Consider the following 22,046-nt stretch of genomic DNA (forward strand, 5'->3'; position numbering starts at 1 on the left):
CTAGAGCGGTGAGACGCCGAACAGCCAGACGACCAGCCCGCTCGCCGTGGCCAGCAGCCCGACCGAGGTCGCGATCTCCGAGCCGGCGTGGCGTTCGAGGGTGACGACGAACGTCACGAGGAGCATCATGAAGGCGTTCATCGTGCCCAGCACGACCAGCAGCGCCATCAGGAAGCCCGTACAGCGGACACACTCGATACCGTGGTCGAGACCGTCACGGAGCGCCGGGCCGAGCTCGCCGGTGACGCTCCCGACGTCGCCACAGCAGTCCGCGAGCGTCCGCTGCTTGTAGTCGGAGAACTGGTAGAGGCCGGCGGCCACCAGCGCCCCGCCCAGCACGAACGCGCCGTGGCTCGCGAGGAGCCCGTGGACGTCGACGAGGGCGTCGAGCGCCAGGGGCACGACGCCGACGGCCGTCCACACCAGCGAGTACGCGGCGAGGAAGCCGCCAGCGGCGGTGGCCACGTCGGCCGTGGACCCCTCGACTGCGTCCGCGTAGCGGCGGACGAACGGGACCATCGCGGGGTACATCATCGCGATCATCATCACCCCGAACATCAGGAGGTAGGCGACGACGCCGCCGAGGCCGTTCGAGGTCCCGATGGCTTCGGGGATGCCCGGCGCCGACATCGGCCCCGTCTCGGGCATCGGCATGGGGAGCCAGCCGTCGAACATCGCGACCCACGCGAGCGCGGCGATGGCTGCCATCGCGGCGGTCACCGCCGGGAGCTCGCCCGGCGTGAGTTCGGTCTGGAGTCGGTTCGTGTAACTACGGAGTTTGTCGGTTTCCATTGGTGGAGTGGTCGCAGGGTTCGGTCGGTCACACTGTGCGTCGATAGCGACCGCCACGATGGGGCGGCCGTAGAGAACGGAACGGGAGCGACTCAGCGGTGGGTCGCGTGGTCGGAGCTCTCCCGGGGCGGCGTGAACGCGCCGGAGGCGGCGGTCCGCTGGGCGATGGTGCCGATTCTGACGATGAACGACACCAGCATCGCGAAGGGTGCCGTCGCCGCCGCCACGCCGAGACTCACCAGCGCTTCGAGGACGAACTGGTGGTTCGACAGGGGCTGGCCGTTCGAGAACAGCATGACGAGGAAGACGGCTATCAGGAACGCGCCGATGCCCGTGTAGCCGACCATCCGGGAGAGGTAGGACAGCTCCTGCTGGATGTACATCGACTTGAAGTACTGCCGGAGGATGTCCAGCTCGACGAACAGCTCCTTGAGCTCCGCTAGCTGGTCCATGGCCTCCTCGGTGAGGGTGTCCTCGTACTCGGTGCGGATGCGCCGGATGTCGTTGATGTTCCGGGAGTAGCCGTCGCCCATCATCGGGAGCAAGACGGTGAACAGCCGGTTGCGCTGGTCGCCCAGCGTGCGGTTGAGGTCGCTCACCTGCGTCCGGATGACGTCGAGGTACATATCGACCGCTTCGCGGGCGGCCGTGTCCTCGGGAACGGCGTCACAGAGCGCGTCGGCCCGGTCGTGTATCACCTCGACGACGACCCAGAGGAACTCCGAGGGCTCGGTCGAACTGACCGGCTCGTCGGGGTGCATCGTCTCGATGGCGGTCCGGAGGTGGTCGACGCTCTCTATCTCCGAGCGGAGTTCGGCCGGCGTGCCAAACAGCGAGGAGATGGTGAGCTGGTTGACCGAGATGACGATGGGGACGAAGGAGAACAGCCCGCCGATGATGCCGCTGAACATCGTCGTCACGAAGGCCGGCTCCGCGACGCCGACGACGTCGACGAGCCCGAGGACGAACGAGACCACGAACACGGCGACGACGAGGATGCCCGCGATGACCCACCGGTCCCCTTCGAGCAGGAACCAGCGGCGCGCGCGGGCCCGTCGCTCCTCGTTGGCCAGGAGCGCGGTAACGAGCAGGAGGCCGACGACGGCCGTCCGGGTGCCGACCCAGATACCGTGGCCGAGGATCGTGAGTAGCCGGACGGCGCCTGTCAGCACGCTGGCGGCCAGCTCACCCCACTCGCGGTCGGTACTCATACCAGGACTCCGAGCGGCGACGGGAGCCCGGTGCCCGAGACGTGAGCGAGCACGACCGAGACCGAGAGGATGATTACCACGAGGCCGACGACGCGGGCCATGACGGTGCTGCGGGCCTTGCGTAGCTCCTGAAGGCTCTCGGGGTGGTACCCGAGATACCAGAGGCTGACGATGGCAGCGAGGCTCACCGAGGCCAGGTTCACCAGCACGACGGCCAGCGAGCCGACGACCACGCCGGGCTGGCCCCAGGCGACGGCGACGCCCATCACGCCGATGGGCGGCATGATCGCGGCGGATATCATCACGCCGACGAGGTCGATACCCCCGCCGGTCGAGATGCTGAGCGCGCCCGCGAAGCCGGCCGCCAGCGCGACGACGACCAGCAGGAGGTTCGGCGCGGTGTGGCTGCTGAGCTGGAGCAGTTCGGTGGCCGTGATCCCCGGCGCTACCAGCGAGGTAAAGCGGATGAGCACGGAGAAGAGAGTCGAGCTGACGCCGGCGACGGAGAGCCCGACGAGCTGGTACTTCCAGCTGCGTTCGGCCATCGCGTCGTCGCTGATGATGGTGGCCACGCTCGCGGCCATGATAGGGCCGATGAGCGGGGCGATGACCATCGAGCCGACCAGCACCGGTAGCGAGTTCAACAGCACGCCCGCCGCGGCCACGATGGCGCTTATCGCGGTCAGGAGCGTGTAGATGGTGAGGTCGGGCATCAGGTTCGTCGCGGTGGCGTGGAGTTCGCTCCGCGAGACGCCCTGATAGCCGAGCCCGCTGACGGTCGTGTACTTCGCTTCGGTCTCGAAGCGGTCGGAGACGACGGCCTCCGTGTCGACGACGACGGTGTAGAGCTCGTCGTGGATGTCGAGTCCCTCCAGCCGACGCTGGACGTGTTCGACGGATTCGGCCGGAATCGGGGCCGAGACGGTAGCGCTGTCGTCGTCACCGCCGTCGGCGACGACGTAGTCCAGGTCGTCCGCGTCGAGGATATCGGTTACTTTCGCCCGCACGTCCGCGGAGAGGACGAGGATTTCGAGGAGACGCATGTTCTCCTCGCTCATCGCCAGCTCGCCGCGGTCGTCGCGGGTCCGACGCTCGGCCGAGAGCCTGTCGGTGTCGGTACGAGTCGATTTCTGTGAATCTTCTGTCATATTGTGAGTACTACCTGTATCGGGGGACCGCGCCGCGGTCAGAACCGGAGCAGCGACGCCCGGTCGGGCCCGTCCTCGAAGGCACCGGCGTACAGCGTGGCCACCGTCTCTCGGATGGCCGTCAGTCGGTCGTCGCGGCGGTCGGTACAGCGGGTGCCACACTGTGCGACGACGCCGTCGCCCACGGCGCGGTAAGCGAGGGTCCCGTGACAGTCCGGACAGCGCAGGGTCGCGTAGCTCCCCATCCAGGCCACGTCGTGACCGTTCCGGGCGAGCCGATGCTGCAGCGCGTACCAGACGTGGACGTCCCACGCCTGGGCTCCCTCGGCGGCCCGTTTGAGCCGCCAGAGCGCGAGCGAGACGGTTCCGTAGAGCGCCTCGTCGGGCTCGTGGGAGCGCTGGTGGCACCGACGGAAATGGCTTAGCAGCGCGGTCCGCGTGGACTGCACGGCCCCGTTCGTGAGCAGCCCCTCGGCCGCCCCGTCGTGGGTGTCGTCCGAGCGAACCGCTCGCCACGCCTGTCCGTCGGCGTCGTAGTGTTGCGCCTCTGTGAGAGGGGCACCGCTCTCCGGGCAGAATGCGTCGTTTCCGATCATGGTTGGAACTGTGCGGTCGGGTGTCATCCGCGTCGGGTGACGCGTCAGCCGGACCGGATTGTCTGGCCGTCACACCGCCGAGCGCGGGCCGGCGGTGGCAGCGACCTGTGACAGAAAAGCACCGAGTAACAGTTAACCACAGGCGCAGCGGGGCCGGTAGTTCCGGTTTCACGCTGCCGCTCGCCAGTCGGGCCACAGGAGCCCACAGCCCACAGAAATCGGGCGGTCGGTCCGCTTCCGGTAGCGTTCCGGTAGCCGACCGAGCCGTCGCTGGCGGTGTGTGCGCGACAGGAAAAAGTCCGTCTTCCGGCCGCCGCGCCGCCTCAGCGCTCGTCGTACGTTCGGGCGCGCTTCTGTCCGTCGCTTTCGAGCAGGCCGTACTGCTCTATCTTCCGGAGGTACTTCCGGACGGTCCGCTTGCATCGGGGGTCGGACACCCGTTCCGAGTAGGTGGCGTAGAGCTCGCCGGGGGCGATCGGCCCGTCGTCCTTGACGATGTAGTACAGCTCCTGCTGGTGGTCGGTGAGTCGGTCGAGCCCGTCCTTCTCGACTCGCTGTCGCGCCTCCGGGACCCCCTGCGTTATCATCGCGTCGGTAATCCGGGTCGCGTTGGACTGGTGGGCCGCGTTCGCGGCGGCCCGAAGCGTTCCGATGGCGACGCGTGCGTCGCCCGAAGCGAGCTCCGCGACCCGCCGGAGCTGGTCGTCGGTGACGACCCCCGCGGTCAGCCCCTCGTTCACTCGGCCCGAGAGGATATCGACGAGTTCGGACTGACTGTACCGGTCGAACTGCAGTTCGAGGCCGGTCTCCAGGCGGGAGCGAACCCGGGTGTCGAGCGTCGGGAACACGTCGTCTTTCCGGTTGGCGATACAGATGAGCGAAATCTCCGGGATACGATAGAGGTCGTAGAGCACGTGGTCCTCGGCCAGCTGGTCGACCTCGTCGAGGATGACGACGTAGGGCCGTGAGAGCTGTTCGCGAAGCCGGTTGAACAGTTCGTCTTTCGGCGTCGACTGCCGATGGACGGTGCCGTGGGCATCGATGCCTTCGAGCAGCTTGTACAGGACCCCAAAGCGGGTGTAGTCCTGCCAGCAGTTCACGTACTGGGCGTCCACGTCCGACAGGTCGGCTTCGAGTTCGTTGACAGTGTGTTTGGCAACACACGTCTTTCCGACACCGGTCGGCCCGAACAGGAACGTCACCTCGGGGTTCCCGTGGGAGTGTATCGGCCGAAGCGCGTTGCTAATCGTGGTGACCTCGTCTTCGCGATGGACAATGTCGGCCGGAACGAACTGCTCCTGGAAGACTGAAGCCTGATTTAGCATTGGTTTGTGTTGAGTGGGGTTCAAAGCAAGATAAATAAAGGTGTGCTAGTTCCGATACTTCCGGATAGTAGCGAGGTAAATGTCAGATTCCGAGTACGATACTATCAGCTATCGGCTTCTGATTATCAGAAGTGAAATATTGACGACGGTATTTTCCGCTGGAGGGATCCAGAAACGTCGTTGATTTTAACTTTATTAAACCGTTTCATAGGCCCTGAAGATTATTTTTAGCCAGTCATACTTCAGAAGTGCATTTTCGAGAGACCGGTGCAGTCGGATTTTGCGCCCGCAATTATTTATTCTGATAACAAACTCCCAGTTTTCGTAACATTAATTGAAAGGCAAGCCACTGCCGCCACAACCTATCATAAGTTGTACTATAACGGCGTACCGTCCCGAAATCGGTTGCCGGTTCCGGAAATCCGGTCGGGCCATAGCCGACCCGGCGACCGAACGGCCGGGTCGTCGCCGTGGTGAGGAGGCGATGTGCGTCACAGCCCCGCCCTCGGTGCCGAACCGTCGCGCTCGACTGCCGCTGTTCGTGTGACGGCACCACACGACACGGAAACTAATTTCTCCTGCGTTGACATACTGGCGCGTATGGCAGCGACGATGACCTGTCCGGGCTGTGGCAACGACATCGAATCGACCGACGACCTGGAGGAGAGCGAGGCGGTGACGGAGATCGACACCGAGGGCGGAACTGTGACTCCCTACGGGGACAAGACCGGCGACCTGTTCCTCTGTAAAGCGTGCAAGCGGCCGCTCGGGTTCGAGCGGCACTGACTGTCAGTCCCGCCCGTCGCGGACGGCGAGCAGCGCCCGCTCCTTCGCGCCCGCTTCGAGCATCACGTCGGCGGCCTCACAGAGCCACGCCGGGAGGTCGGTCACGTGTTCGGCGTGGGCCTGCGGGCGAGCGTCGCCCCCGTACAGCCGGGCGGGCTCCGAGTAGTGAGCGATCGGGCGGACGTCGCCCCAGGTGCCCCGGGCGAGGTCGAACGCCTCCCGGTGGGTCAGCCCGCGGTCGGTGAACTGGTGGTGGTGGTAGTCGAAGACGACCGGGACGCCCGTGGTCTCACCGACTTCTTCGACGAGTTCCGGGACGCTCCAGAGGCTCGATTTGTCGTCGTTCTCGACGGTCAGGCGCTGTCGGGCGCCCGGCGAGAGCCGGGCGACGGCGTCCCGGAAGCGCTCGGCGGTCGCCGCCTTGTCGCCGTAGGTCGCCCCGATGTGGACGTTGATGCTGTAGTAGGGGGACCGGTCCAGTCCCATGAGGTCGAGCCAGTCGGCGTGGTACTCGACAGTGTTCAGCGAGTTCTCGACGGTCTCCTCGGTGTCGCTGGCGAGCTTACACCAGTGGGCCGGGTGGAAGGTCAGGCGCATCCCGTGGTCCCTGACGAACGCGCCGCAGTCGGCCGCACGCTCCGCGATGCGGTCGTAGTCGGGGAGGTCGGCGAGGTCGAACTGGGAGTTCCACGGCACCAGATCGGAGGTACACCGATAGAAGTAGATGTCGTGGTCGACGTTCCACTGCAGTATCTCGTAGAGGTCCGTGAGGTTCCGCAGCGTCAGTTCGGCGGCGTACTCCACACCACGGGACTCCCACGTCTTCCGTTGCATGTCGCGGTTGCATCTGAGCGGCGGCTCGCGCTCCCGAAGTGTGCGGTTCAGACAGGCGTATCCGAGCATCGCCGTCACTACGGGAAGCAGACGGATATATCGCTCACCGGGCAGCGAGTCCGCGGTGGTCTCAGCGGACGAGGAACGCGGCGAGTTCCTCGCGGTAGGTCTCGGGCCGGTCTACCATCACCCAGTGGGTGGCGTCGTCCAGACCGGTCAGTGTCGAGTCGGGGATGTCGTCGTGGAGTCGCCGGGCGTACTCGATGGGCTGGAGGTCGTCGTCGGCCCCCCACAGCAACAGCGTCTCGGCCGTGATCTCCCCCGGGTCGATTTCGGTGGTGTGGTTGGTGTTGGTCGCGACGGCGTCGCGGACCAGCGACGTCACGCCCGCCTCGGACGCCCACGGCGCTTTCATCCCCTGTAGAAACTCCTCGTCGGGGTCGTCGCGTTCGAGCGTGTTCCTGAACAGCTTCTCCAGTAGCTGCTGGATATCTTCGACGCTCCGGTCCTCGGCGGTCTCGGGCAGTCCGAGCTCGGTAATCGTATCGACCGGCCAGGAGTCGTAGGCGACGGCGTTCGACAGCACGAGCTGGTCGACCAGATCGGGCGCGTGTGAGGCGTACCGCAACGCGACGCCCCCGCCGAGGTCGTGGCCGACGAGCGAGACGGTGCCGAGGTCGAGTCCCGAGACGAGCGCTTCGAGCATCCGCTCCTGTGCGCGAATCGAGCGGTCGAACGAGTCCGTCATCGAGGCGTTCCCGTAGCCGAGCATGTCCGGGACGACGACCCGTCGCTCCTCGGCTATCGGACCGACCACGTCTCGCCACAGGAACGAGTTGGTCGGGATGCCGTGGACGAAGACGACGGGCTCGCCTTCCCCCGCGTCGTAGTAGGCGACGTCGAGGTCGTGGCCATCGACCGTGACGGCGGCGTGGTCCTGCTGGGATTCCCAGTCGGAGTACGTTGTCACAGTGAGTCCCTCCCGGTCGATTGTGGGCGCTCCGACGGGAAGAGTGATTGGATATTTTACATCATCTCGCCGGCCTCAGTCACCCGGTCCGACCCTTCGGTACCGCCCCGCAGACAGCCATCGGCCCGAACGGCGCTCGGACAACCGGCGGTCTCACGTCTCGTGGTCGACCCCGTCGCCGTCGGCCGCGGGCTCCGCGCCGTCGCGGTCCCGACCCGTGGAGCTGCGGTACACCGGCAACCGCAGGCCGACCGGCAACGAGCGCCACCGGAGTTCGAGGACCGCCCACGCGAGCAGCGTCGCCGCCCCGGCGACGGTCGCGACGGCCTCGGCCACGCCCATCCACACCGGCGCGACGTAGTAGAGCGCGTTGAGCCACCGCGACGGGACGACCTGTCGCAGGAGCTTCACCACAGCGACGACGGTGTCCCTGTCGCTCTTGGCGCTGGAGTCCGGCGAGGCGGCGGGCGAACCGCGGGACGCGAGGTCTGCCCGCCGGGCGCTCGGGCCGCCCGCGCTCCCCTCGCCGGTGCCCAGCCGTTCGGCGTCGTAGGGGTGGTCCAGCCCGACCGACCAGACGACGCTGCCGTTGGGGGCGATTTCGAGGAGCCGCCCGCCGTGCGTGTCGGTGACGAGCGTGTTCCCGTTCGGGAGTCTGTCGGCGTCGCGAGGCCACTGCAGCCGTCCGTCGGCCCACGCCCACGTCCGGTTCCACCCCCCGTTCTCGCGCTGGTACTCGACGACGCGGCTGTTCTCGGAGTCGGCGACGACGACGGCCGGGCCGCCGCGTTCCGCGGGGATGTAGTCGGGGTTGTGCTGCTCGTGGAGGACGGCGTGGTCGTCGTCGCGCCCGAGCGTCCAGTTCGACTGCACCCCGGAATCGGGGTCGATGAAGACGACCTGGTCCTGATTGCGCAGGCTCACCATGATGCGGCCGTCGGGCAGAGTCTCCACGTCGTTCAGATGAGTCCAGTCACCGGGGTACCCGCCGCCGCTTTCGAGGGGGTAGGCGTTCTGTGCGTCCCATCGCCACTCGGTGAGGCCGGTCGCGGTGTCGACCAGCAGCACCTGGTCGGCGACCATGTCGGCGATGGCGATGTGGGTGTCGTTGATGCGCGTGTGGTCGTGCCACTCGGCGGCGGTCTCGGTGTGGTCGTAGCGGGCGCGTATCACCTCGGTCTCGCCCGTCGTGAGGTTCGTCCGCTCGACCAGATTGCGGGCACACGGCGGGTCCCGACAGGTGGGGCCCTCGGTGTGAATCGTATCGGTGGCCGTGTACTCGACGGTCGCCGCCGTGCCCGCGACGGGGTCCACGTCGAAGTACTTCGTGTGCTCGTCGGCGTAGTAGAGCCGGCTGCCGTTCGGATGCCACGCCATGAGCGTGCCGTAGCGGGCGGATTCGGTCGCGACCGTGATGCCCGCACGCGGCGGGGCCTCGGGCACGTCCGCGGCGGTCCCGGTTCGCGGGGCCGTCATCGCCCCCTGAGCGACCACCGCGGCCGAGAGACAGGTGACGACGAGGGCGACGAGCCGTATCGAGCGGCGCGTCAACACTCCCCGTCCGCCCGGCGAGGAAAATCTCTCATGGTCGGACGACCGGGCGTCGGCCAAAGAGTATACAGGCGCTGTCAGGCGGTACGAACGGGCTTCGTCGGGTAACGAGCGGTTACCGCCGTGTCCGGCGAGTCGCTATGGCGTCCATCCCCGACCAGCCGACCCGTACGTGGTATCGTATCGCACACAACCGGGGCACTAACAATGCTGGCTATCCAATGGGGGTCAACAGCGATGGTACAGGAGCATGAAGCGTACGGGGATATCCAGTTTCTCACCGGTTCACCACAGCGTCGAGCCGTCCTCGGTGCGCTGTGTGACGAACCGGCCCGTCCCCACGAACTCTGTGCGGATATCGACGCCACGCGGACGACGATTCAGCGTATCCTCGCCGGGTTCCGGGAGCGCCAATGGGTCGTCAAACACGACGGCGACTACCGGGCGACAGTGACCGGGCGGCGGGTCCGGGACCGGTACGAGTCACTGCACGAGGAGGTAGCGCGGGCGCGGCGCTTCGGTCCGTTTGCGGCACATCTGGGGCCGATTGCCGACGACTTGCCGGCGGCGGCACTGGAGACGGGCCGGCTCACAGTGAGTGAGGAGGGGAGTCCACTGGCCGCGCTCAGCCGGTTCACCGAGTGGTTGCAGGCCGTCGAGGGCGACATGTGCGCCATCTCGCCCGTCGTCGCCCGGCCGTTCAACGAGATCGGCGCGGAGCTACTCGACGAAGACACGGGAATCGGGTTCGTCATCGACGCCACGGTGCTCGAACAGTCCAAAGCGCAGTACGAATCGGAGCTGCAGTTCGGCGCGGACCACGGCCAGATAGATATTTACGTCCACGAGACGCCGTTGGCCATCGGCGTGGCCTTCGACGACAGGCGCTGCTGTGTGGTCGCCTACGACGACAACAACAACATCAGGGCGATGCTGGAGGCGACGAACGACGAGCTCTACGAGTGGGTGCAGGACGTCTACGAACGCCACCGCGAGCGATCGACCCCGCTCGCGGCGCTGTACGGCAGCGATGGCGACAGGGTGGAGAGCCAGAAGCGCTGACAACGGGGTAACGCCAGCGCACTGGAGGGGGCGCTGGCAACGGGAGTAGTGTCAGCGCAGTCAGAGGCAAGGACAGGGGCGCTGACATCGGCGGAAGGCCGAAACGAGCGTGTCGGGACACGCGGGCAATCCGTTTGGTTTCCCCATGTTTGTGGTCTGGTGGGACCATCCTATACTTATTCGCTAATAGATGTTACAGGGGCTGTAACACCCCCGGGGAAGACGCCGGCCACAGGCTCTTGGGCCCGGACCACCGATAGGCTATGTGACATCTCCACACCGTCGCGGCTTCGAGACACAGCGCGAGGAGGTCACGAGCGAAGGACTCCCGGTCGAGGGAACGGTTCCGTCGTGGCTCGCGGGCCACTACGTCCAGAACGGCCCCGGGCAGTTCGAGGTGGGGGGCCGGACGCTCGGACACTGGTTCGACCCGCTGGCCATGGTCCGCGGGTTCCGCATCGACGATGGCGTCAGCTACACGAACAAGTTCGTCCGGAGCCGGGACTTCGCGTTCGCTCGCGACCGGGGCCGCGTGCGGACGCAGTTCCCCGGGACGCCGCCCGACCGCCCGGTGTGGACGCGGCTCCGGCAGGCCCTGACGGGGACGTTCCCGGACAACCCGGTCATCGGCGTGGCGCGAATCGACGGCGGGCTCGCCGCCATCACCGAATCGCCGGTCGCGCTGACGCTGGACCCCGAGACGCTCGCCACGACGGGCCGAATCGACCTCACCGAGGGGCTCGACGTCGACCTCACGCTCGGCCACCCCCACTACGACCCCCGGCGGGAGACGCTCGTCAACCTCGGCGTGAGCTACGGTCGGGAGACGAGCTACACCCTGTTTCGACGGGACGGCGGCGCTGTCGAACCGACGGCGCGGGTCGCTTTCGACGACGCTCCCTACGTCCACTCGTTCGCCCTGACCGACCGCTACGCCGTCCTCCCGGCGATGCCGTTCGGCCTCGACACGACCGCACTGCTCACCGGGGCGCTCACCGGACGGACGTTCGTCGACGCCTTCGAGCGGTTCGACCGGGCGGGCGAGTTCGTCGTCGTCGACCGCGAGACCGGCAGCGTCGCGGCCCGCCCGCGCGTCGACCCGCTGTTCGTCTACCACCACGCTAACGCCTTTCCCGACGGCGACGAACTCGTCGTCGACCTCGTGGGCTACCGGGACCAGCGAGCCGTGACGGACCTGACCATCGCGAACCTCCGGAGCGACAGTCCATCGGTGCCACGCGGCGACCTCCAGCGCTATCGCCTCCCGCTCGACGGCGGGCGCGCGACCGGCGAGACCATCCGCGAGGGCCACATGGAGTTCCCCGTCATCGACTACCCGGGGACGCTCGGACGGCCCTACGACCGCGTCTACGTCGCCGAGACCGACCGGAACTCGCCGCTGCCGACCCGGCTGGCTCGCGTCACTGTCCCGGACGGCGAGGCGACGACGTGGGGCGAACCCGGCGTCTTTCCCGGCGAACCGATGTTCGTCAGCGCGCCCGCGACGGCCGACACCGAGGGCGCCGTCCTCTCGGTCGTGCTGGACGGCGAGACCGGCGGGTCGTTCCTGGTCGTCCTCGACGCGACGACGATGAGCGAGCTCGCGCGGGCGCCGCTGCCCCACCGGCTCCCCTACGGTTTCCACGGGCAGTTCTACGCCGCCGACGGCCCCGTCAGGAGCATGGCATGACTCCCCCGGGCGAACATTAAGTACCCGGCACTCCTTCGTTCTGATATGTCACCGCCCGGGCGTGAAGTCCAGTACACGGAATCGGACGTCATCGAGGTGTTCAAAGACCGGGGCGACTACGCCGAGCCGCTGACAGCGAAGGAGATCGCTGACCGGCTGGGCTGTTCGCGACGGACGGCGCTGAACAAGCTCCACGACCTGGAAGCCGAGACGGATATCACCAGCAAGAAAGTCGGCGGGCGCTCGCGAGTGTGGTGGATTCCGGTCCGAACCGACTGACGATGGCCGGCAGCGACGTGACAGCGACATCACAGCCGCGTGGCCAGCCCACATGAACCCGAGGGCACTGCTGTCCACACGGCGGCTCAGGGTCGTGTTCGCGCTGGCGACAGTGTTTTTCACGCTCGTGCTCGCCGGCGGCTACGTGACCGCGCAGGCCGGCGCGAATCAGGCCGGAAGCGGCTCGGTAGTCGAAGCGGACCCGAACAACGGGACGAGCGAGCGGGTCGTCCCGCCCCGGGACAACATCACCGTCGTCTCGACCGACTCGACTGCGTTTATCACCAACGAGGGCGACGGCCCGCGAAAGCGGGCGGAGCTGGTCGCCTTCGCACCGAACGGCAGCATCTACTACCGCAACGAGACCCACACGCGCTACTGGGACGTCGACCCCGTCGAGGGGACCGACGCGACCGTCGAGTATCTCTACTCCGACCACCTCACGCCCGACGAGTGTCACTCCGGGAGCGTCTGTACCCGTAACGGGGTCGAGCGGGTGAACCTGACCACCGGCAACGTCACCGAGATATACGCCCGCATCACCCCGGGGAAACACTCGACGCGGTGGCACGACGCCGACCGCATCGGCGAGGACCGCCTGCTGGTGGCCGACATCGCTCAGGACCGTGCGTTCGTCGTCAACACCACCAGCGAGCGAGTCACCTGGTCGTGGGACGCCCAGACGGACTTCGATACGGCCAGCGGTGGTCCGTACCCCGAGGACTGGACGCACATCAACGACGTCGAGTACGTCGAACTCGACGGCCGGGAAACGGTGATGGTGAGCGTGCGCAACCAGGACCAGGTCGTCTTCGTCGACATGGAGACCGGGCTGCGCGAGAACTGGACGCTCGGCAGCGATGGCGACCACGACACGCTGTACGAGCAGCACAACCCCGACTACATCCCCGCGGAACGCGGCGGCCCGGCGGTCCTCGTCGCCGACTCCGAGAACGGCCGCGTCGTCGAGTACCAGCGCCAAAACGGCTCCTGGGAACAGTCCTGGGAGTGGCGCGACCAGCGGCTGACGTGGGTCCGTGACGCCGACCGCCTCCCGAACGGCCACACGCTGCTGACCGACTCGAACGGCGACCGCGTCCTCGAAGTCGACGAAGACGCCGAGGTCGTCTGGGAGACCACCGTCGGCTTCCCCTACGAGTCCGAACGGCTGGGCACCGGCGACGAGAGCACGGGCGGGCGAAGCGCCGCCGCGCTCGGGCTCCCGGACCACGTCCCGAACGCCTCGGACCGCACCGCGGTCGAGGAGGCGACGACCCTGCTCCCGAAGTCGCTCGTCAACAGCGTCGCCTACCTGCTGCCGAGCTGGGTCGGCACCGTCGAGCTGCTGGCCGCGTTCGGCCTGCTGGTCGTCCTGACGCTGTGGACTGTCGTCGAGTGGCGTCGGCGCGCCTTCGAAGTGCATTTGCAGTGGCCCTTCCAGATACGTAATCGATGACCGGTTCCCACCTCGTCGAGGGGCTCTGCGAGCGGCTGCCGGCGTCACCGCTGGGTCGCGGCGACGCCCGCTGGCTCGGCTGGCCGCTCGCGGTGGGGCTCGCCGTCGCCGCGCTGTACGTCGCGACGAACGACTACCCGGCCTACGGCTCGGGGCTGTACACCCTGACGGCCGACACCGTTCGGGCGAACGGCTACGCGCTCCCGGCGACGGTGCCACACTACGGTCCCGAGGGCGTGCCCTTCGCCTATCCGCCGCTCATGTTCTACGTCCTCGCGGTGTTGCGTGACCTCGGTGTGGGGGCCTTCGCGATGGCGCTGTATCTCCCCCCGCTGGTCACCGTCACGGCGCTCGTGCCGGCGTACCTGCTGGGCCGTGACGCGATAGGCGACCGCCGGGCCGGAACCGCCGTGGCGCTGCTCGTCGTCCTGAACCCGCAGGTCCTGGAGTGGCACGTAAGCGCCGGCGGGCTCGTCCGCGCGCCGGCGTTCGTGTTCGCGCTCTGGGGCAGCTACGCCGCGCTCCGGATCTTCCGTGACAGCGACCCCGAGTGGGTCCCGGTGGGGCTGCTCGCGGTGGCGCTGGTCGCACACACGCATCCGACTTACACCATCTTCACCGTCGCGACCTACCTCGTGTTCTGGGCCGGCTACGACCGCTCGCTGATCGGGCTGGGGCGTGGCGCCGTCGTCGGCCTCGGCGCGCTCGCGCTGGCGACGCCGTGGCTGTGGACCGTGGTGCGCTACCACGGCGTCTCGGTGTTTGCCGGCGCCGCGGGCACACACGGCGGCCTCCTCGGCGGCGTCTACCGGCTCCGCAGGTGGGGGCTGACCTGGAGCGTCCTGCCACTGGTCGCGGCCGTCGGGTTGCTGGCGACGGACCGCCGCGTACTGGGGGGCTGGACCGTCGTCGTCTGGTTGCTGTTCGCCCAGCCGCGCTTTACCTACGCCGTCGGGGCGGTGGCGGTGGTCGCCGCCGTCGCCGAACTCGCCGAGCGGGGATACGTCGACAGAGTCGCGGCGCTCGTCGACCGAGGCCGCTCCGCTCCCGGGGCCCTCGACCGACCCGACGTCGGGACGGCGCGGGTTGTCGTCGCCGCGATGGTGGTCCTCTCGGTGGTCGGAGCGAGCGGCGTCGGCTACGCCTTTGCCGGTCCCGGCGACGGGACGACGCCGGAGTTCGTCGACGGCGCCGACGTCGCGGCGATGGAGTGGGCCGCCGCCGAGACTCCTGAAAACGCCACCTTCGTCGTCTGGGGCGACGCCGCCGAGTGGTTCCCCGTCGTCGCCGACCGGCCCATCCTCGTCTCGCCGTGGGGCGCCGAGTGGCGCGGCCCGGACACCTACGGTCCCCACCTCGACGCGTTCACCGACGGCTCGGTCTGTGAGAACGCGAGCTGTGCCGAGCGGGCGATGGCGTCCGTCGACGCCCGCCCCGACTACGTCTACCTGCCCCGCGGGGGGTACACGGTCCGGGGCGACCACCACTGGGCCGACGGCTCGCTGGTCCGGTCGTTCGAGAACCACTCGCGCTACGAGCGGGCCTTCGAGAACGACGGGGTGGTCATCTTCCGCCGGACTAGCGCCAGCGGTCAGTCAACGAACGCCAGCTATCGGTGAGTGAGCCGAGCCGGTCGAACATCGGTCCGACGCGGGCCGAGGAGACGACCCAGACGCTGAAGGCGGCGAGCAGGCTGCCCGCGACCACGTCGGTCGCCCAGTGGATGCCAAGCACCATCGTCGAGAGCACGATGCTCGCCGCGAGGAAGACGGCGACCGGCGTCCACTTCGGGAACGTCTCGTGGTCCCGAATCGCCAGCAGGGCGACGGTCACCGAGAGGGAGGTGTGCAGCGACGGGAAGACGTTCGTGTTGGCGTTGACCTCGCTCGTGAGCAACTGGAACCGCGGGAGCGTATCGAACAGCAGCGGCTCGACGAGCGCCGGCATGTAGTTGCGCGGGCCGTAGGCAATAAAGAGCAGGTAACACACCATCCCGATAGTGTAGTTGATGGCGTAGGCGACGGCCGTCTGTCGGAGGAGCCGTCGCTCGGCGGCGAGCATACCCGCAAGCAGCGGGAAGACGAGCAGGAACGCGTAGCCGTAGACGTACACGTAGCCGAAATACAGCGTCAGCCAGCCGGGGACTATCGACTGGATGGTCGCGACGGCCGTCCCTTCGAGGGTGTATATCAGCCGCGTGATGTTGACGCCGATTATCCACGAGAGGTCGACGCCGGTGGTACGGACGCGGCTGTTTATCGCGAGCACCACCACGAGCAACCCTATCGGTTTCGCTGCCATACGGAGCCGCGCCGGGAGCTCGCTCGCGGCGGCCCGGAGCCGACCCCGGCCAACGACGACGGTCAGCGATACCGTCAACAGCAGGGAGAGCACCGCGACGACTTCCAGGAAGACGGCGACGACACCCATCGTTAGGAGCGAAGGAGCTGCATCTGTTCGTTGTACCGGTATCCGGCCGCGCGGAACGCCTCACGGGCCCGTTCGGCGTCGACTGCCCCGTCGCTCCCGAGAAACTCGATAACGGGGTCCGACACAGACCAGGCGAGGTCCGAGGGGAGCCAGGAACTCCCGGCCAGCGGGCTGACGGCGGGGTCGACGTAGCCGTCGAACACCGACTCTGCGAGCGCGGCCCGGTCCACCAGTCTGGAGACGATGTTCCGAAAGCGCGGGTTCGTCAGCGGCGACCGGCGGGTGTTGAACCCGAGGTAGTAGAACGCCCCACTGCGGTCGATGTTGAGCGAGACGTCCTCCGCGACCCCGATTCTCGACGTGAGGTCGGGACCCACGCCGCGCGCGGTCACGTCGGCCTCGCCGTCCACGACGAGATTGACGGCCGAGGAGTCCGAGCCGATGAAACGCAGCTCGAACTCCTCGAAGGGAATCCCACCGCTGAGGTCGCTCGGGACCCCTGTTTCGTCCTCCCGCTCGACGAAGTGGTCGTCGAACCGCTCCAGCAGGAGCGACTGGCCACGCGTCACCGAGCGGAAGGCAAGCGGACCGCTCCCGATGGGCGGGATGTTCTGGTTTACGAGCGCGTCAGTCGTCGTCACGCCGACGTCGACACCGCTGAGCGTCGCCTTGTCCGTGCGGTCGCTCCAGATGTGCCGGGGTAACACGGGCACGGTGAGCACCCGGCGCGCGACCTGCCGGCTGCAGTCGGTAAACTGGATGCGAAGCGTCAGGTCGTCGACGGCGGTCGCGTCCTCGACGAGCGACGAGCGGCCCCGGAAGCGGAACGTGGGGACGGTCTCGTCGAGCGCGCCCAGCGAGGTGTCGCGCAACAACCGGTAGGTGAAGGCGGCGTCCGAAGCGGTCAGGCGCTCGGCGTCGTGCCACGTGAGGTCCTCGCGCAGCGTCACCTCGAGTTCGAGCGGGTCCTCGCCAGTCCACTCCCAGTTCGCGGCCGCCCAGGGGTAGAGCGTGCCCCGGTAGCGGTGGGCGAGCGAATCGTACAGCAGGTCGGTCACGTCGCCCGGCCCGCGGTACGTCGACATCAGCGGGTTCAGGTTCCGCATCGGCCGGTCGTCCGGCGTCGTCGCGCGGAGCGTCGTCGCCGACGGGTCGGTGCGGTTCAGCGACAGCAGGTTCACCGGCGTCGGGTCGAACACGCCCGACCACCCCGTGAACTGGTCGGTGCGCGCGGCCCTGATGACGTTCGGGAACCCGAGCACCACGAACGGACACTCCTGGACGACCCGGCGCTGGATGCGGGTCACGGTCTCGGTTCGGTCGGTGCCGGTCTCCCGGCGCTGCTGTTCCAGCAGGTCGTCCATCGAGAGATTGGTGTAGCCAAAGGGGTTCTGCATCCCGGACTCGACCGAATACGTGGAGTGCAACAGCGGGTAGAACGCGTCCGGGTCCGCGAACTCACCCGGATACTGTCCGACGAACACGTCGAACTGATGGTTGGTGAGCGTCTGTCGGTAGAGCTCCTCTGCGGTCATCGGCTGGATGCTGGCCTGGATGCCCGCGGCCTCGAACCACGCCGACACCTGGCGCGCAATCGCGATAGCGTACGGGTCCTGATCCACCGGAAGCGTCTTGATCGAAAACGAGACAGTAGTCGGTCGGCTCCGACTGACGAGGGCGCGTATCTTGCTGAGACAGCCGCTCGTCGCGGCAATCCCCGCGGTGAGACCTGTCAGTGCGGACCGACGGGTGACCCCGATATCACCACCGGAACGGGTCTCCATTACTGTAGGTGTTTAGCTCATGATATAACAGCCCTGTGTTTGTCACCGAGCGGTCACAGGAATCCGAACAGGGGGGCAACCAGCCCCCAGACCCACACAGCGGCGCCAACGAGGGTGTACAGCGACCGCCGGTCGCCCCCGCCTGCGACGAGCAGTCCGAGCCCGGCCGCGACGAGCAGTCGGTGTTGCAGTATCGGGTTCGGTGGGACCACAGCGAGCATGGCGAACTCGAACGCGAACCCGAACGCGAGCCCGACGCCGGCGGCGGGGGCCGCGAGCCACGCGGGCAGGTCGGCGGCGTACCACACCACGGCGACCGGGAGCCCGACAGCCAGACACGGGTACAGCAGCAACACGAACAGCTTCGGCGTCACCACCGGGATGGCGTCTTCCAGCCCGATGCCGACGGCCCGAATCGCCAGCGGGATGCCGGCGGCCAGCCCGAAGACGAGCAGCGTCTGGTTACGGCGGGTGGGCTGGGAGAGCCGCTCGTCGATGTCGGTCCACTCCTCCCGGGCTGTGATGCCAAAGAGCAGCGGGACCAGCGCGCTCACGACGACGACGATACCGCGGTCGAGCCCCCGGGCGTTTTGCCTGTGTCGCCGCTCGACGGCCCGGACGTCGCTCTCCTCGAACTCGGACTCCAGCATGTCCGCCGTCCCCCGGACGTCGGTGACGGTGTGGCGGAGCCGGAACCAGTCCCAGTACTCGGAGTGGGCCTGCAGCGCCGTCCACGACGACTCCTCGGAGGGGGCAAAGGCCCTGATGTGGTGGCGCGAGCCCAGATACGTGCCGACGTGGAGCTGGTACTGCTGTTTGAGCCAGCGGCCCTCGCCGTCGGACCGGGTTTCGACGTAGGTGTACCGCACCGAGCCGTGGGCGTGTTTCCAGTTCGAGACCGAGTCGCCGTTAGTGACGTCTATCTGTGCGCCCAGGGGCTGTCTGGTCGGTTTCGTCCGCTGCCACCCGTCCTCGACGTTCTCGCCCAGCAGCTCTCTGGCGGTCTCCGGGTCCTCGGTGACGAGAGCGTTCATCACGAGCGTGCGTTCGTCGAACGTCTCGGAGCGGCTGGTGTAGGGCCACAGCCGGTCGCCGGTGTCCGCGACCTCGATCATCGTCTTCGACTGAGCGGCCTGCGGAGACCGCTCCGGGCCGTGACCCGCGACCGGCGCCGACAGCGGCCCGACGACGGCGAGAACGAACACGGCAATCACGATGGCGAAAGAACGCCGCATTAGTGTGGCAGCTACTACTCGACGAAGCGTTAATTACGTATCGTTCAGCCCCCATTCCGCTGCGCGCTGTCTGGCTTCCTTGCGGGCCTGTTCTCTGATAGCAGCGATTTTCGCTTCGTCTTCGAGGAACGCCTCGACGGCACTGTGGTCCCCGTCTTGCTCGGCCGCCGCCGCAGTCGTCCGCTCCGCCGGGGCCGCCCGTCGGGTACTGTCGGCCAGCGCGGGGTCGCCGGCGAGTCGTTCGGCCGGCATGCCCGGCGGCACACAGAGCGTCTCGACATCGTGAACGGGCGCGAGGTCGTCCGCGTCGAGTTCGAAGACGGAGACGTGGTACGGCCCGGGGACGGCGAGGTCAGCCAGCGCCGGTGGACCGCCCCTGCCAGTGCCGGTGTGGTAAGCCACGACGGGGACGCCGTCGGTGAACGTGACGACGCCGCGGCCGTCGGCGTCGAGCAACAGCGAGTCCTGTGACTCGAACACCGCGTAGCCGGTCACGGCCCGGTCGAGCACGTCCGCCAGCGGCTCCCGCGGGTCGCTGACGACGCGTGACTTCCGGAGCCGGCCACGGGGGAGCCTCATGGTGTCTCCGGGATGACGGCGCTGCGGAACCGGTCGGCGACGTCGCCCGACTCGCCGTCCCGGACCGACAGCGAATCGGCGGCCCGTCGGTAGACCTGCGCCGCCGCACAGTCGGGCGCGTGAGCGAGCAGGGGTCGGCCGGCACGTCGGGCTTCGCGTGCACACTCGCTCTCGGGGACCGCACCGAGCGTCGGCCCCTCGAAGTAGCGCTCGGTCTTCTCCGCGACGGCCTCGATGCCGTCTTCCCGGACCTTGTTGAAGAGGATGCCCGCCACGTCGGTGTCGTAGGACGCGGCGTACTCCTGGACTTTCAGGCCGTCGGAGATGGCGGGGATGGTCGGCTGGAGGACGACCACGGCCCGGTCGGCCATGACGACGGGCAACACCGCGGCCCGGCTGTCGAGCGCCGGCGGCGAGTCGAGCAGGATAACGTCGGTGTCGGCGGCCAGCGTCGCCACCACCTCCCGCAGCCGCGTCGGGTCGGCGTCGCGGAAGCCGTCCAGACTCGTCCCGCAGGGGACGACGGTCATACCGAACCGGTCGTAGGTCGCCTCGCTCACCGCCGCCGAATCGGCGAGCACGTCGTGCAGCGTCGTCTCCGCGTCCGAGAGGCCGGCGTGAAAGAGCAGGTTCGCCATGCCGGTGTCGGCGTCGACCACGGTCACGTCGTAGCGCTCGGCGAGTGCCATCCCCAGCGCGACCGTGCTCGTGGTCTTCCCGGTCCCGCCCTTCCCGCTGGCGACAGCGAACACTTCGACCATTATCGGTAGTGGCCGGCCGACAGCATATAAAGTTCCGGTCGTCTCTCGGGGAATAAACTACCAGTCGACCGGCAGCGGCCCGGGTTCCACGTGCGTCTCGACGAGTTCGGCGGCCCGGTCGTACGGGTCAGGCCGCGCCGTCGATTCGACCGGGTCGCGGGCGACACCAGCTGCCTCGAACGTATTTCTCACGAAGGCATCCCTTGCAGTCCGGTTCGTGAAGAGGTCGTGGAGGTAGGTCCCGAGAACGCGGGCCGTGGCTGCGCCGGTGCCGTCGAACGGCCGCGCCACGTCGGCGGTCGGTTCGGAGTCACCCATGTGTATCTCGTACCCCGAGACGGTGCCGCCCGCGCCGGCGAGCGGCCCGACGCCGTCGAGTTCACGCTCGACGTGTTCGACGGTCTTCTCCGCGGAGAAGACCGTTCTGACTGGGAGCAATCCCAATCCGTCGATGCGGTCTTCGTCTCCGGTTCCTTCGAGGGACGCGTTCGATATCGTCTCGCCGAGCATCTGATAGCCGCCACAGAGGCCGACGACCGGGCCGTCGAAGCCGGCGAGTCGCTCGTCGAAGCCGGCCTCGCGCAGCGCCAGCAGGTCGTCGACGGTGTTCTTGCTCCCCGGGAGCACCACGGCGTCGGCACCGTCGAGCGAGGCCGACGGCGGGACGTAGGCGACCCGGACCCCCGGTTCGGCCGCCAGCGGCTGGAGGTCCGTAAAGTTCGAGATGCGGGGGAGCCTCGGCACCGCGACGGTGACGCTCTGGTGGTCGGGGACGCCGTCGTCGGCGCCCCGGACCGCCCGCTCGCCGACCGGCGGGAGCGCCACGCTGTCCTCCTCGGGCAGACCCGGGTCGTCGTACGGGAGCACGCCCAACACCGGAACGCCGGTGCGCTCCTCGAAGGCGTCGAGTCCCGGGGCGAGCAGCGACTGGTCGCCCCGGAACTTCGTGACGACGGCGCCGGCGATTCGGTCGCGGATGTCCCCGGGGACGAGTTCGAGTGTCCCCACCAGCGAGGCGAAGACACCGCCCCGCTCGATATCCGCCACCAGCAGAACGTCCGCGTCGGCAAAGCGGGCCGTTTCGACGTTCGCGAGGTCCCGGTCGTGGAGATTGATCTCGGCGATGGAGCCCGCCCCCTCTGCGACGACGACGTCGTGGGCCGCGGCGAGTCTCGCGTGGGCGGCGCGGGCGGCCGCCAGCGCGTCGTCCCAGTGGTCCTCGTAGTACTGGCCGGCGGCGTAATCCCCGACGGCCGCGCCGTCGACGACGAGCTGGGACTCCCCGTCGCCCCGGGGCTTGAGCAGAACGGGGTTGTGGTCGGTCGTCGGCGACACGCGGGCGGCGCGGGCCTGAACGTACTGGGAGACGCCGATTTCGCCCCCCGGGGTCGCCCGGGCGTTGTTGCTCATGTTCTGGGCCTTGAACGGCGCGACGGAGACGCCCCGATCCGCGAGGAGCCGACAGAGTCCGGCCGCTATCGTGCTCTTGCCCACGTGGGAGGCTGTACCGGCGACCAGTAGCGTCTCGGCCATCGCCCTGTGCTGGGAGCGCCGCGG

The 22,046-nt window shown here is 68.0% G+C and carries 20 protein-coding genes; 6 read left to right on the forward strand and 14 right to left on the reverse strand.

Annotated elements, in window-relative coordinates; genetic code table 11:
- From NDI56_RS14440 to NDI56_RS14460, 5 genes are all read right to left on the reverse strand, one after another.
- Entirely contained in the window at nucleotides 1-792 is a 792-nt protein-coding gene (locus NDI56_RS14440) for a DUF2182 domain-containing protein (protein ID WP_310920314.1), read from the reverse strand.
- 92 nt (nucleotides 793-884) lie between these two features.
- On the reverse strand, nucleotides 885-2,003 hold the full coding sequence (locus tag NDI56_RS14445; RefSeq protein WP_310920315.1) for a DUF7972 family membrane protein: 1,119 nt from the start codon (nucleotides 2,001-2,003) through the stop codon (nucleotides 885-887).
- Nucleotides 2,000-3,151, reverse strand: a complete 1,152-nt coding sequence (locus NDI56_RS14450) for a TIGR00341 family protein (RefSeq protein ID WP_310920316.1) — start codon at nucleotides 3,149-3,151, stop codon at nucleotides 2,000-2,002. Before NDI56_RS14450 ends, NDI56_RS14445 begins: the two co-directional genes overlap by 4 nt.
- A gap of 38 nt (nucleotides 3,152-3,189) precedes the next feature.
- Nucleotides 3,190-3,747 (reverse strand): hypothetical protein, encoded by a 558-nt coding sequence (locus NDI56_RS14455; RefSeq protein ID WP_310920317.1) that lies wholly within the window; start codon nucleotides 3,745-3,747, stop codon nucleotides 3,190-3,192.
- A gap of 323 nt (nucleotides 3,748-4,070) precedes the next feature.
- Complete coding sequence (locus tag NDI56_RS14460; protein WP_310920318.1) at nucleotides 4,071-5,072, reverse strand: Cdc6/Cdc18 family protein; 1,002 nt, start codon at nucleotides 5,070-5,072, stop codon at nucleotides 4,071-4,073.
- Nucleotides 5,073-5,672: 600 nt separating this feature from the next.
- Between NDI56_RS14460 and NDI56_RS14465 the strand changes: the two genes are divergently transcribed.
- The gene (locus tag NDI56_RS14465) at nucleotides 5,673-5,858 is read left to right on the forward strand and encodes a hypothetical protein (RefSeq protein WP_310920319.1); all 186 of its coding nucleotides are present in this window, start codon (nucleotides 5,673-5,675) and stop codon (nucleotides 5,856-5,858) included.
- Nucleotides 5,859-5,861: 3 nt separating this feature from the next.
- Here NDI56_RS14465 and uvsE read toward each other — a convergent pair whose 3' ends face one another.
- The 3 genes from uvsE to NDI56_RS14480 form a co-directional block, all read right to left on the reverse strand.
- Complete coding sequence (uvsE, locus tag NDI56_RS14470; RefSeq protein WP_310920321.1) at nucleotides 5,862-6,761, reverse strand: UV DNA damage repair endonuclease UvsE; 900 nt, start codon at nucleotides 6,759-6,761, stop codon at nucleotides 5,862-5,864.
- A 61-nt stretch (nucleotides 6,762-6,822) separates the two neighbouring features.
- On the reverse strand, nucleotides 6,823-7,662 hold the full coding sequence (locus tag NDI56_RS14475) for an alpha/beta fold hydrolase (protein ID WP_310920322.1): 840 nt from the start codon (nucleotides 7,660-7,662) through the stop codon (nucleotides 6,823-6,825).
- Between the two features lie 153 nt (nucleotides 7,663-7,815).
- Entirely contained in the window at nucleotides 7,816-9,216 is a 1,401-nt protein-coding gene (locus tag NDI56_RS14480) for an aryl-sulfate sulfotransferase (protein ID WP_417936022.1), read from the reverse strand.
- A gap of 234 nt (nucleotides 9,217-9,450) precedes the next feature.
- Between NDI56_RS14480 and NDI56_RS14485 the strand changes: the two genes are divergently transcribed.
- The 5 genes from NDI56_RS14485 to NDI56_RS14505 all read left to right on the forward strand — a co-directional run bounded on the left by NDI56_RS14485 (nucleotide 9,451) and on the right by NDI56_RS14505 (nucleotide 15,319).
- Nucleotides 9,451-10,275, forward strand: a complete 825-nt coding sequence (locus tag NDI56_RS14485; protein ID WP_310920324.1) for a helix-turn-helix transcriptional regulator — start codon at nucleotides 9,451-9,453, stop codon at nucleotides 10,273-10,275.
- A gap of 265 nt (nucleotides 10,276-10,540) precedes the next feature.
- Complete coding sequence (locus NDI56_RS14490) at nucleotides 10,541-11,965, forward strand: carotenoid oxygenase family protein (RefSeq protein WP_310920325.1); 1,425 nt, start codon at nucleotides 10,541-10,543, stop codon at nucleotides 11,963-11,965.
- A gap of 45 nt (nucleotides 11,966-12,010) precedes the next feature.
- On the forward strand, nucleotides 12,011-12,244 hold the full coding sequence (locus NDI56_RS14495; protein WP_220586463.1) for a helix-turn-helix domain-containing protein: 234 nt from the start codon (nucleotides 12,011-12,013) through the stop codon (nucleotides 12,242-12,244).
- 52 nt (nucleotides 12,245-12,296) lie between these two features.
- Entirely contained in the window at nucleotides 12,297-13,700 is a 1,404-nt protein-coding gene (locus tag NDI56_RS14500) for an arylsulfotransferase family protein (RefSeq protein WP_310920326.1), read from the forward strand.
- Nucleotides 13,697-15,319 (forward strand): hypothetical protein, encoded by a 1,623-nt coding sequence (locus tag NDI56_RS14505; protein WP_310920327.1) that lies wholly within the window; start codon nucleotides 13,697-13,699, stop codon nucleotides 15,317-15,319. The genes NDI56_RS14500 and NDI56_RS14505 overlap by 4 nt, the downstream gene beginning before the upstream one ends.
- Here NDI56_RS14505 and NDI56_RS14510 read toward each other — a convergent pair.
- The 6 genes from NDI56_RS14510 to NDI56_RS14535 are packed head-to-tail and all read right to left on the reverse strand — an operon-like array spanning nucleotide 15,279 to nucleotide 22,022.
- Entirely contained in the window at nucleotides 15,279-16,130 is an 852-nt protein-coding gene (locus tag NDI56_RS14510; RefSeq protein ID WP_310920328.1) for a phosphatase PAP2 family protein, read from the reverse strand. The genes NDI56_RS14505 and NDI56_RS14510 overlap by 41 nt on opposite strands.
- A 2-nt stretch (nucleotides 16,131-16,132) precedes the next feature.
- Nucleotides 16,133-17,914: an ABC transporter substrate-binding protein gene (locus NDI56_RS14515; protein ID WP_310920329.1), complete on the reverse strand. Its 1,782-nt coding sequence runs from the start codon at nucleotides 17,912-17,914 to the stop codon at nucleotides 16,133-16,135.
- 53 nt (nucleotides 17,915-17,967) lie between these two features.
- Nucleotides 17,968-19,149, reverse strand: a complete 1,182-nt coding sequence (locus tag NDI56_RS14520; RefSeq protein ID WP_310920330.1) for a hypothetical protein — start codon at nucleotides 19,147-19,149, stop codon at nucleotides 17,968-17,970.
- Between the two features lie 33 nt (nucleotides 19,150-19,182).
- Nucleotides 19,183-19,728 (reverse strand): DUF8054 family protein, encoded by a 546-nt coding sequence (locus NDI56_RS14525; protein ID WP_310920331.1) that lies wholly within the window; start codon nucleotides 19,726-19,728, stop codon nucleotides 19,183-19,185.
- A complete protein-coding gene (locus NDI56_RS14530; protein WP_310920332.1) occupies nucleotides 19,725-20,489 on the reverse strand; it encodes a nucleotide-binding protein in 765 nt (254 codons plus the stop codon). The genes NDI56_RS14525 and NDI56_RS14530 overlap by 4 nt, the downstream gene beginning before the upstream one ends.
- Nucleotides 20,490-20,546: 57 nt before the next feature.
- Nucleotides 20,547-22,022 carry a cobyric acid synthase gene (locus tag NDI56_RS14535; protein ID WP_310920333.1) on the reverse strand — a complete coding sequence of 492 codons (1,476 nt, stop codon included), beginning with the start codon at nucleotides 22,020-22,022 and terminating at the stop codon, nucleotides 20,547-20,549.
- Nucleotides 22,023-22,046: the final 24 nt, after the last annotated feature.

It is taken from the genome of Halomicroarcula saliterrae (genome assembly GCF_031624395.1).
GTDB lineage: Archaea > Halobacteriota > Halobacteria > Halobacteriales > Haloarculaceae > Haloarcula > Haloarcula saliterrae.

Coding starts and splice junctions, on each gene's coding strand:
- NDI56_RS14505 (WP_310920327.1), top strand. CDS start 13,697: ATGACCGGTTCCCACCTCGTCGAGGGGCTCTGCGAGCGGCTGCCGGCG.
- NDI56_RS14485 (WP_310920324.1), top strand. CDS start 9,451: ATGGTACAGGAGCATGAAGCGTACGGGGATATCCAGTTTCTCACCGGT.
- NDI56_RS14510 (WP_310920328.1), bottom strand. CDS start 16,130: ATGGGTGTCGTCGCCGTCTTCCTGGAAGTCGTCGCGGTGCTCTCCCTG.
- NDI56_RS14465 (WP_310920319.1), top strand. CDS start 5,673: ATGGCAGCGACGATGACCTGTCCGGGCTGTGGCAACGACATCGAATCG.
- NDI56_RS14455 (WP_310920317.1), bottom strand. CDS start 3,747: ATGATCGGAAACGACGCATTCTGCCCGGAGAGCGGTGCCCCTCTCACA.
- NDI56_RS14520 (WP_310920330.1), bottom strand. CDS start 19,149: ATGCGGCGTTCTTTCGCCATCGTGATTGCCGTGTTCGTTCTCGCCGTC.
- NDI56_RS14515 (WP_310920329.1), bottom strand. CDS start 17,914: ATGGAGACCCGTTCCGGTGGTGATATCGGGGTCACCCGTCGGTCCGCA.
- NDI56_RS14460 (WP_310920318.1), bottom strand. CDS start 5,072: ATGCTAAATCAGGCTTCAGTCTTCCAGGAGCAGTTCGTTCCGGCCGAC.
- NDI56_RS14525 (WP_310920331.1), bottom strand. CDS start 19,728: ATGAGGCTCCCCCGTGGCCGGCTCCGGAAGTCACGCGTCGTCAGCGAC.
- uvsE (WP_310920321.1), bottom strand. CDS start 6,761: ATGCTCGGATACGCCTGTCTGAACCGCACACTTCGGGAGCGCGAGCCG.
- NDI56_RS14500 (WP_310920326.1), top strand. CDS start 12,297: ATGAACCCGAGGGCACTGCTGTCCACACGGCGGCTCAGGGTCGTGTTC.
- NDI56_RS14450 (WP_310920316.1), bottom strand. CDS start 3,151: ATGACAGAAGATTCACAGAAATCGACTCGTACCGACACCGACAGGCTC.
- NDI56_RS14445 (WP_310920315.1), bottom strand. CDS start 2,003: ATGAGTACCGACCGCGAGTGGGGTGAGCTGGCCGCCAGCGTGCTGACA.
- NDI56_RS14530 (WP_310920332.1), bottom strand. CDS start 20,489: ATGGTCGAAGTGTTCGCTGTCGCCAGCGGGAAGGGCGGGACCGGGAAG.
- NDI56_RS14535 (WP_310920333.1), bottom strand. CDS start 22,022: ATGGCCGAGACGCTACTGGTCGCCGGTACAGCCTCCCACGTGGGCAAG.
- NDI56_RS14440 (WP_310920314.1), bottom strand. CDS start 792: ATGGAAACCGACAAACTCCGTAGTTACACGAACCGACTCCAGACCGAA.
- NDI56_RS14495 (WP_220586463.1), top strand. CDS start 12,011: ATGTCACCGCCCGGGCGTGAAGTCCAGTACACGGAATCGGACGTCATC.